Annotated in this window: 10 protein-coding genes; 5 read left to right on the top strand and 5 right to left on the bottom strand. The window is 61.4% G+C overall.

Going from position 1 to position 14,872, the window contains the following annotated elements; genetic code table 11:
* Positions 1-61 precede the first annotated feature (61 nt).
* A complete protein-coding gene (locus tag KGB28_RS08520; protein WP_223444166.1) occupies positions 62-1,963 on the top strand; it encodes a sensor histidine kinase in 1,902 nt (633 codons plus the stop codon).
* A complete protein-coding gene (locus KGB28_RS08515) occupies positions 1,960-3,288 on the top strand; it encodes a sigma-54-dependent transcriptional regulator (RefSeq protein WP_150754251.1) in 1,329 nt (442 codons plus the stop codon). The genes KGB28_RS08520 and KGB28_RS08515 overlap by 4 nt, the downstream gene beginning before the upstream one ends.
* A 193-nt stretch (positions 3,289-3,481) precedes the next feature.
* Here the strand turns inward: KGB28_RS08515 and KGB28_RS08510 are convergent, their stop codons facing one another.
* Positions 3,482-4,516 (bottom strand): alpha/beta fold hydrolase, encoded by a 1,035-nt coding sequence (locus KGB28_RS08510; RefSeq protein WP_223444164.1) that lies wholly within the window; start codon positions 4,514-4,516, stop codon positions 3,482-3,484.
* A gap of 218 nt (positions 4,517-4,734) precedes the next feature.
* Between KGB28_RS08510 and KGB28_RS08505 the strand changes: the two genes are divergently transcribed.
* The gene (locus tag KGB28_RS08505; RefSeq protein WP_223444162.1) at positions 4,735-9,969 is read left to right on the top strand and encodes a dermonecrotic toxin domain-containing protein; all 5,235 of its coding nucleotides are present in this window, start codon (positions 4,735-4,737) and stop codon (positions 9,967-9,969) included.
* A gap of 117 nt (positions 9,970-10,086) precedes the next feature.
* Entirely contained in the window at positions 10,087-11,004 is a 918-nt protein-coding gene (gene metR, locus KGB28_RS08500; protein ID WP_007985733.1) for a transcriptional regulator MetR, read from the top strand.
* Between the two features lie 148 nt (positions 11,005-11,152).
* Here the strand turns inward: metR and KGB28_RS08495 are convergent, their stop codons facing one another.
* The 3 genes from KGB28_RS08495 to KGB28_RS08485 are packed head-to-tail and all read right to left on the bottom strand — an operon-like array spanning position 11,153 to position 12,758.
* On the bottom strand, positions 11,153-11,650 hold the full coding sequence (locus tag KGB28_RS08495) for a GNAT family N-acetyltransferase (protein ID WP_223444160.1): 498 nt from the start codon (positions 11,648-11,650) through the stop codon (positions 11,153-11,155).
* A 2-nt stretch (positions 11,651-11,652) separates the two neighbouring features.
* Positions 11,653-12,291 (bottom strand): LysE family translocator, encoded by a 639-nt coding sequence (locus KGB28_RS08490; protein ID WP_223444158.1) that lies wholly within the window; start codon positions 12,289-12,291, stop codon positions 11,653-11,655.
* Between the two features lie 23 nt (positions 12,292-12,314).
* Positions 12,315-12,758, bottom strand: a complete 444-nt coding sequence (locus KGB28_RS08485) for an NUDIX hydrolase (RefSeq protein WP_223444156.1) — start codon at positions 12,756-12,758, stop codon at positions 12,315-12,317.
* 178 nt (positions 12,759-12,936) lie between these two features.
* On the opposite strand from KGB28_RS08485, the gene KGB28_RS08480 reads away from it, so the two are divergent.
* Entirely contained in the window at positions 12,937-13,395 is a 459-nt protein-coding gene (locus KGB28_RS08480; RefSeq protein WP_223444154.1) for a hypothetical protein, read from the top strand.
* Between the two features lie 77 nt (positions 13,396-13,472).
* On the opposite strand, the gene KGB28_RS08475 is transcribed toward KGB28_RS08480, so the two are convergent.
* On the bottom strand, positions 13,473-14,798 hold the full coding sequence (locus tag KGB28_RS08475; RefSeq protein ID WP_223444152.1) for an APC family permease: 1,326 nt from the start codon (positions 14,796-14,798) through the stop codon (positions 13,473-13,475).
* Positions 14,799-14,872 lie beyond the last annotated feature (74 nt).

The raw sequence follows: 14,872 nt of genomic DNA, 5'->3' as shown, positions 1-14,872 counted from the left end.
TCCCACACTGGTTCAGTGATGATCTTGAGATTTGTGTTGTGGTTGACCCAAGGCATCTGTGATGAAATGCGACCCCACTCTTTATCGCGCAGCAATGCCATCACTCGCCGTGAAACCCCGTCTGGTTCGTCATTTGTTCCTGCCGCCGCTGATCATCGCCATGATGATCGGCCTGGGCTATATCGGCTTCTGGATCAGTGAGCACTACGGCATCCGCAGCCTTGGCGAAAACGGCCAGCGTCAGCTGGAACTGCACGCCCGTGCCGTCGAAAGCGAAATCAGCAAATACACCTACCTGCCCAGCCTGCTGGAACTCGAAACCAGCGTTCCGCAGTTGCTGGCCGACCCGACCCCGGAACACCGGCAAACGGTCAACGATTACCTCGAAGGCCTGAACCGGCGCAGCCGCAGTCGGGCCATCTACGTGATGGACACCACCGGCCGCGTCATGGCCACCAGCAACTGGCGCGATGTCGACAGTTACCTGGGTGAAGACCTGTCCTTCCGCGCCTATTTCCAGAACGCCGTGCGCGGTCAGCCGGGACGCTTCTACGGCATCGGCAGCACCAACGGCGAACCCGGTTACTACCTGGCCCATGGCCTGGAAGAACACGGCAAGATCATCGGCGTCGCCGTGGTCAAGGTACGCCTGGAAGCCATGGAAGAACGCTGGCAACGGGCGCGCCTGGAAGCCTTCGTCAGCGACGAGAACGGCATCATCATTCTGTCCAGCGATCCGGCGCGCCGTTTGAAATCGGTGGTGCCGCTGAGCGAAGAAACCAAGGAAAAACTCGCTCGCAGCCTGCAGTACTACTGGTTCCCGCTCAACGAATTGCAGCCGCTGGCCCGGGAAACCCTGTCCGAAGGAGTGGAAAAACTCACGTTCCCGGCCAACAGCGAACTGGTGTCCGACGACGAAAACATCAGCTACCTGGCGCAAACCCGGCCGCTCGGCGATACGCCGTGGAACTTCACCCTGCTCACGCCGCTCCAGGATTTGCGCCGCGAAGCGATCAACCAGGGGATCCTGGTGGCCGTGGCGTTTGCCCTCCTGGCGTTCCTGTTGATCGCCTGGAACGAGCGGCGCAAGGTGATCGCCACTCGCCTCGCGGCCCGGGAAGCCTTGCAGGAAGCCAACAATCAGCTGGAGCGTCGGATTACCGAACGCACCACCGACCTGCGCGCCAGCAACGAACGGCTCAAGGGCCAGATCCGCGAGCGCCGGCAGGCCGAAGAGACCTTGCGCCGCGCCCAGGATGAATTGGTACAGGCCGGAAAACTCGCGGCCATCGGCCAGATGTCCACCAGCATCGCCCACGAACTGAACCAGCCGCTGGCGGCGCTGCGCACCTTGTCCGGCAATACCGTGCGCTTCCTCGAACGCGGCCAGCTCGACGTGGCCAGCACCAACCTCAAGACCATCAACGAACTGATTGACCGCATGGGCCGGATCACCGCCAGCCTGCGCTCGTTCGCCCGGCGCGGGGACGACAAGGGCCAGGCCTGCCTCGGCAAAGCGGCGGACGCGGCCCTGCAATTGCTCGGCGGTCGGGTGGAAAACATTCACCTGCAACTGCACCGCGATTTCACCGATGTGCAGGTGCAGATCGACCAGACCCGCCTGGAGCAGATTCTGGTCAACCTGATCGGCAACGCCCTCGACGCCATGCAAGCGCAGCCGCAACCCGAGTTGTGGCTCGAAGGCGAAGCGTTCGATGGCAAATACCGCCTGCGGGTGCGTGACAACGGCCACGGCATCGACGCCGAAGCGCGCAAGCACCTGTTCGAACCGTTCTTCACCACCAAACCCGGCGAACAGGGCCTGGGCCTGGGCCTGACCCTTTCCGCCAGCCTCGCCGCCGCCACCGGCGGTCACCTGGGTGTCGAGCACCCGGCCAGCGGTGGTACCGCATTCGTCCTCAGTTTACCGTTGGTAAGCCCCACTCCCGCCGAGCCAATATGAACAACGACCTTAGTGTATTGATCGTCGAAGACGACCCCCATGTGCTGCTCGGCTGCCAACAGGCGCTGACCCTGGAAGACATTCCCTGCATTGGCGTGGGCAGCGCCGAAGAAGCCCTGGAGCGGGTCGGCGACAACTTCGCCGGCATTGTCGTCAGCGACATTCGCCTGCCGGGCATCGATGGCCTGGAATTGCTGACACGACTCAAGGAGCGTGATCGCAGCTTGCCGGTGGTGTTGATTACCGGCCATGGCGACATTTCGATGGCCGTCGGCGCGATGCAGAAAGGCGCCTACGACTTCATGGAGAAACCCTTCTCCCCCGAACGCCTGGTGGACGTCGCCCGCCGCGCCCTGGAGCAACGCAGCCTGGCCCGGGAGGTGTCGTCGCTGCGTCGGCAACTGGCCGAGCGCGACTCCCTCGAAGGGCGGATCATCGGCCGCTCGCCGGCCATGCAGAACCTGCGGGAACTGATCGCCAACGTTGCCGATACCTCGGCCAACGTGCTGATCGAAGGCGAGACCGGCACCGGCAAAGAACTGGTTGCCCGTTGCCTGCATGACTTCAGTCGGCGGCACACCAAGCAGTTCGTCGCCCTGAACTGCGGCGGCCTGCCGGAGAACCTGTTCGAAAGTGAAATTTTCGGCCACGAAGCCAACGCCTTTACCGGTGCGGGAAAACGACGGATCGGCAAGATCGAACACGCCGACGGCGGCACACTGTTCCTCGACGAAGTGGAAAGCATGCCCCTGCCCTTGCAGATCAAATTGCTGCGGGTATTGCAGGAACGCACCCTCGAACGCCTCGGTTCGAACCAGAGCGTAGCGGTGGATTGCCGGGTGATCGCGGCGACCAAATCCGACCTCGTCGAGTCGAGCAAGGCCGGCGAGTTCCGCAGCGACCTGTATTACCGCCTCAACGTGGTGACCCTGGAACTGCCGCCGCTGCGTGAGCGCCGCGAGGACATCCTGCAACTGTTCGAACACTTTTTGCAGCTGTCATCCCTGCGCTTCGACCGCACGGTGCCGGAGCTGGACAACCAGACCGTTTCGAACCTGATGAGCCACGACTGGCCGGGTAACGTGCGTGAACTGCGCAACGTTGCGGAGCGCTTTGCCCTGGGCCTGCCGGCGTTCAAGAAAACCGGTGCCGGCGGCGGCAATCAGGGCCTGGCCTTTGCCGAAGCGGTGGAAGCGTTCGAGCGCAACCTGCTCAGCGACGCCTTGCAACGCAGCGGCGGCAACCTGACCCAGGCCAGCCAGGAACTGGGCATGGCCAAGACCACGCTGTTCGACAAAGTGAAAAAGTACGGCCTGAGCCATTAATGCGTGGACCTGATCGGTGGTGGTGTGATTGATGGCGGCCACTGCCTTGGTGACTGCCTGGCTACGCTTTCACGGTTAGATGCATTCTCCTGTGGGAGCGGGCTTGCTCGCGAAGAGGGAGTATCAGTTGGCATTTCAGTTGACTGACACACCGCTTTCGCGAGCAAGCCCGCTCCCACATTGGATCGGGGGGTTAGAGGAGGTTGCGATCGGCCACAGGCTCGATCTGCGCCCAGTGCGAAGTGTCTTCACGGTGCTCGCGCAAATACGGCAACACCGCCCCCAGCAACGGCGCCTTGAACGCCTCCTGGAAGCGATGGGCCAGGCCCGGAATCAAGACCAACTGACTGCCGCGCAGATGCGCCGCCAGATGCACCCCGTGCATCACCGGCAGCAGCGGATCGGCCGTGCCATGCACCACCAGCGCCGGTACCCGCAACTGATTGAGCAGAGTCACCCGGCTCGGTTCGGCGAGAATGGCCATGATCTGGCGTTTCACGCCCTCGGGATTGAACGCCCGGTCATAGGACAGTGCCGCCTGATGCAGCAGCGATTGGCGATCATCGGTGACCATCGGGCTGCCCAGCGCCGCCAACAAGTCGGCTTGTTGCTCCAGGGCCACTTCGCGGTTCGGTGCGCCGCGCCGGGCCAACAACTGCACCAGCGCCGCACTCGGCGCCGGCAAGCCTTCGGCGCCGGAGGTGGTCATGATCAGGGTCAGGCTCTCGATCCGTTGCGGTGCCATGGCCGCCATGTGCTGGGCGATCATTCCGCCCATGCTGGCGCCCAACACGTGGAATTGATCGATGTGCAAGGCGTCCATCAGCCCCAGGCCATCGTCGGCCATGTCGGTCAGCGAATACGGCGACGACACCGGCAAACCGAGTTTGTAACGCAACACTTCGAAGGTCAGGTTGGCTTCGGCCGGTGCTTGCCGCCAGGTCGACAGGCCGACATCGCGATTGTCATAGCGGATCACCCGGAATCCCTGCTGGCACAGGGCGACCACTACTTCGTCCGGCCAGTGAATCAATTGCCCGCCCAGGCCCATCACCAGCAGCAATGCCGGATCCGACGCACGACCGATGCTCTGGTACGCCAGGCTTACCTGGGCCAGATCCACCCGTTCGGTCGGAACATTGACGTCACAACGCGAAGCCGCCAGGGACGGCAGGCCGAACAACAGCGCGGCCAACAATACGATTCGTGAAAAGAATGAAGCACCCATGAAAAAACACCAAAACGCAGAACCCCAGTAGAGCGCGAGTCTGATGAAGTTTGTTCAAGCGCGCTGCCACAGTTCCATGACAGTTTGATGAAGAGTGCCGAGCGGTCATCAGGCGTCAGATTCAGCCTCGCAATAACTATGTACCACCCGACCGTTTGACGACTGCCTCCTAATGCCCGTACCGCCGGCACGGCCCGGCTTTCTGGAGACTCATCGTCATGGCTGACGAAACCACCCCCCTAACGGCCGATTTCGGCCTTACCTTCCCTTTGCCCGCGAACCTGGATCAAGGTCTGAGCCTGAGCGCCTCGGCGCGCTGGAGTGATTGCTGCGAGCAGTGGCTGACGCTCATGGCGCAGAGCCCGCAATCACCTCTGGACAATCATTGGTGGGCTGCCCGGGCACGCGGTACGGATCAGTCACGCAAGGCGCAGGCCAACCGCTTGTACTGCCAGCATTTCGAGGCGTCGAGCCAATGGGCGTTTGCCCAGGGCATTCTGCAAGCCGAACAGATCATCACATTGCAGGCGATCATCGACCTGCCCCCGCAGACGGCAACAATGGGTACCCCGCGCTTCTACGTCGAACAAGTGCGACTCAAGGATGTCACTGCGCAATCGGTGGAGCTGGCGGGCGCGCTGGTCATCACCCGGGATACCCGGCAACCGGTCACTCAACTGCTGTACCTGCCTTACCAGACAACCGCCTGGAGGACCTTTCAAAGTCGCGAAGAAATGGAACGCTGGCTGATCGAACATCAGCCGCAGACGTTCGACCAACCCCGGCTACCGACAGGTGCAGTCAGGGTCGAGTACACAGTGCTCAAGCAGAGAGTGCTGCAGACCAGCGCCGAATCCCTGTGGTCGCATTTGCTTGTCGCACCTGACGAGCGATCGCGTAACGGACTGATCCTGGCCCTGCCCGTCGACCTGCCGGACGTGGACAGCAATGACGACGGTGCCCTGTTCGGCCAGTTAAGCCCCGATATTCCACCGGGCATCCGTCGCCACGCACTGCAGCAACAGCGCACGGCACTGGATGCTTTGCTCGGCGAGCACTTTCCGGGCGACCACACTGACCCGCGCCTGCAACGTCTTCAACAGCAAATGGACGCCCTCGCCACGGCCGAGCAGGCCAGCACCGCCGCCGCAACCGCGCTGCTGCACAGCGACAGTGCGCAAAAAATGCTGGAACTGCGCCACAAAAACCGCCCGCACTACGCCGCCCTTTACCGGGCGCGCCTGGACGGCCTGCGCGCCGAAGCCGGGCTGCAATTGAGCCTGAACCAGATCAGCCACGAGGAACATCAATGGCTGATCAGTGTGCTGGATGCACCGGAGCAACCACGCCCTGCCGGGGTGGTGGTCGCACGCCTGGTGTTGTCGAAGACAGACACCGAAGGCGACACCAGCGGCGCACAAACCCAAGAGCTGGACGGAGTACTGCTGTTTTGCCGGCCGTCGGCTTTGCTGCCGTCCTCGACCGAAAGCCTGTTGCTCTACTGGCCCGGACGTTTCGGGGGCCTGCAACGGTTCGCCTCTAGACAGACACTGGAACAGACACTGTTCAAACTTTCGGCCAACGATAGCACTCAATCGCTGCATATCCTGCCGCTGAGTGCAAACCCGTTCGAATACGCCTTGCAGATCCAGCTTCATGGCTGCGTACAACAAGTGGCACGGGTGCTTACCGACAACCGTGATCCGTCTCGCGTCAGTCAGCGCGAGATAGAACTGGAAAAGCTGCGCGAGCAGACCCTCGCCTGCCTGACGGTTCCTGTCCCCGCAGCCCGGGAGCTGGCGCACCAGCACCTTGTCGAGCAAGTTCACAGCAGTGCACTGGCCGCACGCTTGCCGGCGTGGCACAGCACCCTGCCCGCCGAGCAACGTGAGCGGATCAAGACGCTGTTCAGCTCATACATCACAGCCATGAAGCGCTCCCATGAATGGCTGGAGCGCGAGTTACCGCCCCGCGACGCCTTCAGTAAAAAGGCCATTGATGCCCACCTGCACAAGGCGTTCGGCCTGACCCGCAACGTCGACGTGCTACTGGACGTGCCTGACTCCACCGGCTGGCGCAAGGTCGTCACCGAGGGTGCGGCACCGGGGACACCCCAGGAAAATGTGCTGGTCGCCAGCGAGCAGCGCAGCAAGCTATCCCTCGGCGACCTGACGCAAAGCAACATTGATCAGGCGATGTCGTGGCGACTGTCGTTCATGCAAGTCGAGATCAGCGGCGGCGACCCGACAGATCAGCAGAAGCTGAAAGCCGGCATCACCCATGCCTGGCTGCGCAAGATGGTCACCGAACTGGACCTGGCCGGACAATATGAAACGCTGATTCGTGAAACCTTCCTCGGCACCTCGACCGCGCCGGCCTTCAGCAATGAATACCGCCACGAATGCCTGAGCGAACCCTGGCGCCTGATGCTGCGCCTGCAAGGCGAGTTCGCCGTGCTCGCCAAAGACATCAATGCCGATGGCCAACAAGTCCTGGACATCGCCATCGATGCCAGCAGCCGTGAAGCTTTCAGCGCCAATGGCAAACGCATCGAACTGCTGCCGGCGCACCTGACGGTGGGCGGCAAGGACACTCCTGGCCAGGGGTCGAGCACCCTGTCCGGCGTCACCTTCATTGTCGAGCGGATCAGTGGTCTGACCCTGCTCTACGTGCCGGACAGCCCGGACGGCATGTTGCTGCGCCAGTTCGACAGCCTTGAGCAGGCGCGGATGCGACTGTTCAACGATTGCCTGCGCAGCTCCATGGTCACCTATCTCGCCGGACGGGCCTTGACCGGAGAGTTTGCCCGTCACGTCAGCCGAATCAACGAGGCGCGAGTGAGAAACTACGACGGCCTGATCGGCGTCGGCACGCCTTGGCCATCCAGCACATCCTTTGCGGCGCATCTGTTGAACGTGCACATGGGCCGTTTGCTGGAGGCTCATCGAGCGACATCGCGCTCCAACAACGCCTTGTACCTGGAGCAAGTCGCCCTGAAGTCAGGCGCGATGTTCAACTACCTGAAAATGGCCATGGGCATGCTGCCTTTCGTCGGTACGGCCATCGCCCTGTACGACGCCTGGAACAGCGCCAACCTGGCGGTGGCGGCCTTCCTGCGCGGTGATGTTGGCCACGGACTGGCCGAGGTCGAAGCGGTGCTGTTGTCATTGATCGACGCGGCCATGGATGTGCTGCCCGGCACCAGCGCAGCACCTTCGGCAGCGCTTGCCATCACCCGCCAGCGCCAGATGCGCGCCGTCAGCAAAAGCGTCGGCGCCCTGCGCAGTTCGACTCAGCGCCAGGCACAACGAACCCTGGAACGTTTCAAGGGCTATGAATACGAACCGATGATCTCCCTCGCAGGCCTGCAACCGGGCACCGAGGGCCTCTATCGCCAGGTGTATCGTCACGCTGACGGCCATTTCATGGTCAGCCAGGGGCGAATCTATCGCATCGAGCTGGAAGGCACACCACCTCGCTGGCGCTTGAGCGGCACCAGCAGCCGGACCTACAAACAGCCGGTCGCCCTCGATGAGTCAGGCCACTGGAACACCCACTACGCGGTGTACGGCACCGTGATCGAAGGCGGCGGCGTGGGAGGTGGCGCGGTGCTTGGGCACATGGCCGATGGATTGGACCCTCTCTGGCCCGTCGCCATTCGCCGCTGGCTGCCACGCTGGTGGACGGATCGGGCCTTGCGTCGGCAGTTGACCCTGACTCATACCGCCGACGCCTACTCGCGACGGCTCGATACCCAGACCCGTAGCAGCAACGTCACGCTGGAGCACTACTTCGGTCTCGAACCCCAGCAGCGCCCGGCCCTTCGCGCCCGTGCCGATATTACCTGCGCGAACGATATCGACCTTGCCCAGGCCCAATACCTGAATCTCGATGAGCTGATGCTGTACAGCCATGGCCGCAAACGCGTGCAGATCGAAGACATTCAAAGCCGCTGCGCCTGGATCATCGTCGACCGTTCGTTGCAGCGGATCAGCCTGGTCAAGGAACGGTTGCTGGAGCACCTCGACCGTATCGATCAGTTGATCGCCCGTTCAGACACCACACCGGTCACCGATACCGCTGCACATTTGCAGCTCATGGCGCAACGCAAGGAGGTCCGCAAAGACTTTCTCAAAGACTTCGATCAGCTCCATACGGCGGTCGAGCAAGCCAATCAATGGAACCGCCGGATCACCAACCGGATGCAAAAGTCGAAGATGGCGCAGGACATGAAGTCCGCGAATGAAAAGTTCAGCGACGCTAATCACTTCTACCTGAAAACGGCACATACCCTGGAAATCATCACCCACTATGACGCGGTAACCGACCTGTCCTGGGCGTACTTCCACGTGCAGTTGAAAACAGCCCGCAACAAGGTCGGCCGCGCGTTACTGACACAACATCACCTGCCCCAGGTGAGCGCCACCGTCAGTCAGCGCAACAAAGTCCTCGAAGACTGCCTGGCGATCTATGCCGAGTTCCGTCGCCAGCTGGGCGCCTGGACCATCGGCTATTCGCAGCACCTGGACCTGGAGCAAGTCACCGCATTTCTGGACAATCTGGACAGGGTCGAGGACTTCGCGCGCAATGCCATCAAGACCCACCCTTCGGTGGTTCCCAAGGAAGGACGGCCCGGGCAGCAACTGTTCGAGACCGAAGACAACCAGTTGTTGATCGGCATCGCCAGCACCGACGCGGTCACCCGGCAAAAGCGCTTCATCATCGAGGGGGTCAATGGTCGTACGGAAACCTGGCTGCCCCGCTCCACCGGTAAATATCACCTCAGTGAACCAGCCGTCTCCACGCAACCGGTATTGCCGACCGATGTCAGGCCGCTGCTGACAGAGGCCGGAAAAAGGCTGGGGGCCGCGGACGCCTATGCCAACAAGGTCAAAGGCTATGCGCAGCAAAACATGCTGCCCGTCGACCTCGAGCACATGATGAGCAGCGAGGCCACGGAGTTGATCACGCGCGCCCAGGCCATCGAACGGTTGTCCCCCGCCGAGACCGTGGCGATGCAATTGCGCAATCGGGCGGATGAGATGTTGCGCACGGGGCGAACCCTGCGCATCGATCAAAGCATGGACAGCAAAACCCCGACCGAAGGTTATCTGGACTATCTGCTTGAACAGCAAGTGGTGGACATCCGCAAGGAAGGCGGTTTGCGCGACCTGGGCAAACGCCCGGACGGACGACGGGATTTCCTCCAGGAGTACGAGGTGCGCGACCTGCGCAGCGAACCGGCGCAAACCCTGTGGTACGCACACTTCCACTACACCTCGGCCAAGCCGCAATTCAGCGACTTCGTCAAAGGCCATCTGAAACGGCCGGAACAACGCAACCTCGGCCTGCAATGGCAGAAGGACGTGGCCGCCAGTGGCGGTACGGTCGAGGCGATCTGGCGCGGTGACATTGGCAAACCGCTGGGCAACAAACACTTTTCCACGCTGTAAAGCAGCAACGGCGGGGCACGCAATGTGCTCCGCCGTGCTGGTGGTCGACAGCGGCACCAACATGAGACAAACTCAACCTTTTCGATTTATCGACAAGTTTTCCTCATGGAGCCCCCGGTGCTTGAAATCCGTCACCTCAAGACCCTGCACGCCTTGCGCGAAGCCGACAGCCTGGTGGATGCGGCCGATCGCCTGCACCTGACCCAATCGGCCCTTTCCCATCAGTTCAAGGAACTGGAGGAGCGCATGGGCATGCCGCTGTTCGTGCGCAAGACCAAACCGGTGCGCTTCACCAGCGCCGGTTTGCGCCTGCTGCAACTGGCCGACGCCACCCTGCCGCTGCTGCGCGCCGCCGAACGTGACATCAGTCGCCTGGCCGGTGGTACCGCCGGTCGTCTGCACATGGCCATCGAATGCCACAGTTGCTTCCAGTGGCTGATGCCGACCATCGACCAGTTCCGCGACGCCTGGCCGGAAGTCGAACTGGACCTGGCCTCGGGGTTCTCCTTCGCCCCGCTACCGGCCCTGGCCCGTGGCGACCTGGACCTGGTGGTGACCTCCGATCCGGTGGACCTGGCCGGAATCACCTATGTACCGCTGTTCACTTATGAAGCGATGCTCGCAGTGGCCAACCAGCACCGCCTGGCCAGCAAGGCCTATATCGTCCCCGAAGACTTGCTCCCGGAAACCCTGATCACCTACCCGGTGGAAAGGGACCGACTGGACATCTTCACCCGCTTCCTCGAACCCGCCGACATCGAACCGGCCCAGGTCCGCACCTCGGAACTGACGGTGATGATGATGCAACTGGTGGCCAGCGGTCGCGGCGTATGCGGCATGCCCCATTGGGCACTGCATGAGTACAGTTCGCGAGGCTATGTGAAAGCCAAGCGGCTGGGTGAGAAAGGCTTGTTCGCCACACTGTATGCGGCGATCCGCGCCGACATGCTCGATGCGCCGTACATGCGCGACTTCTTGCTGACGGCCAAGGACACGTCGTTTTCGACGCTGGATGGCGTGAGTGCGGTCCGCTGATTTCTTAATGAAGGAACACTGTACAAATGTGGGAGCGGGCTTGCTCGCGAAGGCGGCATAACATTCAAGATTGAAGTTGCCTGACACACCGCTTTCGTCGGAACGCCGCCCGGAGCAAGCTCGCTCCCACAGGGGATCTGCGGTGACTTCAGAGCTCGCGCCACATGTGGATCTTGTCGAAATAGTCCTCACCCACCCGCACGGCCATCGGCTCCAGGCCGAACTGGACGAAACCGCAGCGCTGGTAGAGGTTGAACGCGGCATCGTTGCCGGCGGTGACGGTCAACTGGATCAGGCGCAAGCCCGCATGGTTCTGCGCCTCGGCCAATGCCGCCTGAACCAGTTGATGGCCGAGCCCGCGCTGGCGGACCGTCGGTGAAACATACATGCCAAACAGTGTCACCTTGTGCCGGGCCTTTTCCCGAGGCTCGAACGCGAGGCCGACGATGCCGGCCAACTGGCCCTCTTCGAAGGCCCCGAGCACCACGTCCAGCTTGCCGGTCAGGCGCGACTCCCACCAGCTCAGCGGCATCACCGCCCGCTCACGCACGCTCGAGGTGAAGGCCTGCGGGTGCAGGTCGTAGGCTTCGAGCATCAGCGCCCGGTAGTCCAGGGCATGGCTGGCATCCAGTCGTTCGATCCACATCCTCAAGCCATCCGTTTTTGCTCAAGCATCAGCCGCAGTGCCAGCGCCGACAACACGAAGCCCATGAAATAGCGCTGCATCGCCAGCCAGCTCGGATTGTTGACGAACCACGAGGCGATGCCCGCGGCAAACATGGCGATCAGCAGGTTGACGCAGAAACTGACGCTGATCTGGGTCAGGCCGAGGATGATGCTCTGGCTGAACACCGAGCCGTGCTCCGGCGTGATGAACTGCGGAAACACCGACAGATAGAACACCGCGATTTTCGGGTTCAAGGCGCTGGTCAGAAAGCCCATGGTGATCAGCTTGCGCGATGAATCCGGGGGCAACTGCTGCGCCTCGAATGGCGAGCGCGCACCGGGTTTGACCGCCTGCCAGGCCAGCCACAACAGGTACAGCGCACCGGCCCACTTCAACACCTCATAGGCCATCGGCACCGCCAGGAACACCGCGGTCAAACCGGCGGCCGCGGCAAACAAGTGCACGAAGAATCCGGCGACCACCCCGAGCAACGAGATCACTCCGGCCTTGCGCCCCTGGCAGATCGAACGGGAGATCAGGTAGATCATGTTCGGCCCCGGCGTCAGTACCATCAGCAACGCGGCAGCAGCAAAAATCAGCAGGTCTTGAAGCGGGATCATGGGCGAGGTCCTTTGCGTGATGATCAGGCGATCGCGGTCAGCGATGCTCGATAAAACGGCAGGATCAGGTCCCGTGTCAATGGCGCAAGGCTGATACAGCCATCGCTGGACGGGTCGATCCAGATCACTTCTTCGATTTCCGCCGCCGGCGTCACGTCGACATCGATGTGCAGCTGAAAAATCTCGGCGTGTACGACAAAACCCGGCTCGTTGGCGGCCGGTGCCGAGAAGTGACCGAGGTAAGCGGCCTGCGCCGGGTCGATGTCCAGACCCAGCTCTTCTTCCAGCTCCCGGGCCAGGGCATGAACCGGCAATTCGTGGGGCTCGATCTTGCCACCCGGCTGCATGAACGCCGAGGTGCCGCGCTTGCGCACCAGCAACGTGCGGCCGTCAGGGCCGATCAACAGGGCGGCGGCGATGCGGATGAGCCTGGAATGATTGAGTGAAACATCAGTAGAAGAAGACATCGCTGACTACAGGTCCATGTTGAGGGATGCACAGAATCCCACGCCTTCAAAACTCGGCCAAGAGTGAATCCAGAACTCTCCGCCAACAAGCCCGGAAATTTCCCACGAGCGACTTTGGTAGCGTGTTCTGCCGATCTTCACCGGTCAATCGCCCTCCGCCGCCACTGGAACGCCTCGCATGTCTGACATTTCAACGCTGAAAGAAAAAATCAACACCAAGACGTTTCCTCTCCTTCTACTGGGACTATTGTCTGGTGGGCTCTATATAAATGTCTGGATGTACAAAACCTTCACGGCACTTGAGGAGGTCACTCACATCAAGACGATGAGCCCGGCTTTATTTGCCTTCTACCTGATCATCATTGGATCTATCGGAACTCTCGGCTCGGTACCTCACTACTATACATTCGCCCTTATAGGTGTTCTGTTCATACTATATTTACTGCTGACCCTGCTCTGGTGTTTCCGTGTACGAAGGGTGTTAAGGGCATATGCCTTGGCTGAACACAACTTCGAACTGCGCATGAACCTGGTCTATACCGGACTTTTCACCTTCTACTACGTCAACTACTGCATCAACGCCCTTCCCCGTGACAAGCAAAAACACGAAGAACAACAACAAGCCACTCATGCTTGAGACAAAAAAGGCAAACATCCTTGAGGATGTTCGCCTTTTTTGTACTTCACTGCGTGATCAGCTCATAAGCTGTTCGCTTACGCCGTTTCCTGGAAATCCATCTCCGGCGGCTGTCGACGGAAACCGCCGGTCAACACCGCCAGGTACACCACGCCAATCGCCAGCCAGCTCAACCCCAGGTACACCGCCAGATGATCGAGGCTGACCATCAGCCACAAATCCGCTGCCAGGCCGATGAACGGGAACAGCAGGAACAGCACGAATTCGCGCGGGCCTTTTTTCTCGCCGCCGATCCAGTAATGGAAGATCACCGACAGGTTGACCAGGCTGAACGCCAGGAATGCGCCGAAGTTGATGAACGAGGTCGAGGTGGTGACGTCCAGTTTCAGTGCCAGCAACGCCACCACCGCGCACAGCAGGATGCTGTTGATCGGCGTGCCGAAGCGTTCGTGCAAGGTGCCGAAAAACGACTTCGGCAACACGCCGTCTCGGCCCATGGCGTACAGCAGCCGCGAACCGCTGGCCTGGGCCGACAGCCCCGAGGCGAACTGGCCGACGATCAGGCCGATCAGGAAGATCGACACGAACAGGTCGCCACCGATGTTGCGGGCAATTTCATAGGCCGCCGAGTCGACGCTGTCGAACCGGAACGACGGATGGGCGATCTGCACGAAGTACGACACGCCGACGAAAATCAGCCCGCCGATCAGGGTGATCAGCATGATCGCCCGGGGAATGGTGCGGCGTGGATCGCGGGTTTCTTCGGTCAGGGTGCTGACCGCGTCGAAGCCCAGGAACGAGTAACAGGCGATGGCCGCGCCGCTCATGATCAGCGGCATCTGCATGTCGCCGTTGAAGAACGGCTTGATCGACCACAGCGGCGTGCTCGCATCACCGCCGACGTAATGCACGCACAGCGCGACGAAGGCGATCAGCACCAAAAACTGCACCAACATCAGCAAGGCGTTGATGCCGTTGGCCAGTTTCAGGCCGACGATGTTGATCGCGCTGGTGATGCCGATGAACGCCAGCACCCAGACCCACTGCGGCACCGCCGGGAAGGCGGAGTTGAGGTAGGCCGCGCCGATCAGCCAGATCGCCATGGGCAGGAACAGGTAATCGAGCAGTACCGCCCAACCGGCGATGAACCCGAGTTTCGGGCTGATGGCCTTGCGCACATAGCTGTAGGCCGAGCCGGCCACCGGGAACGCCGAGGCCATGCGCCCGTAGCTCATGGCGGTGAAGAACATCGCCACCAGCGCCGCGAGGTACGCGGCCGGCACCATGCCGGCGGTGGATTGGGCGAGGATGCCAAAGGTGCCGAGCACAATGATCGGCGTCATGTAGGCGATGCCAAACAGCACCACCGACCCTAGTGACAGGGTGCGTTGCAAACGAGCCATGAGCGACTACTCCGGATTTTATTGGATTTATGGCAGAGCCGAGTTCGGCGCAAGTTACGGGTGTTGCATTGTTG

Source organism: Pseudomonas sp. BF-R-19 (assembly GCF_019956445.1).
GTDB lineage: Bacteria > Pseudomonadota > Gammaproteobacteria > Pseudomonadales > Pseudomonadaceae > Aquipseudomonas > Aquipseudomonas fluorescens_BH.
This window is presented reverse-complemented; position numbering and strand designations above follow the sequence as displayed.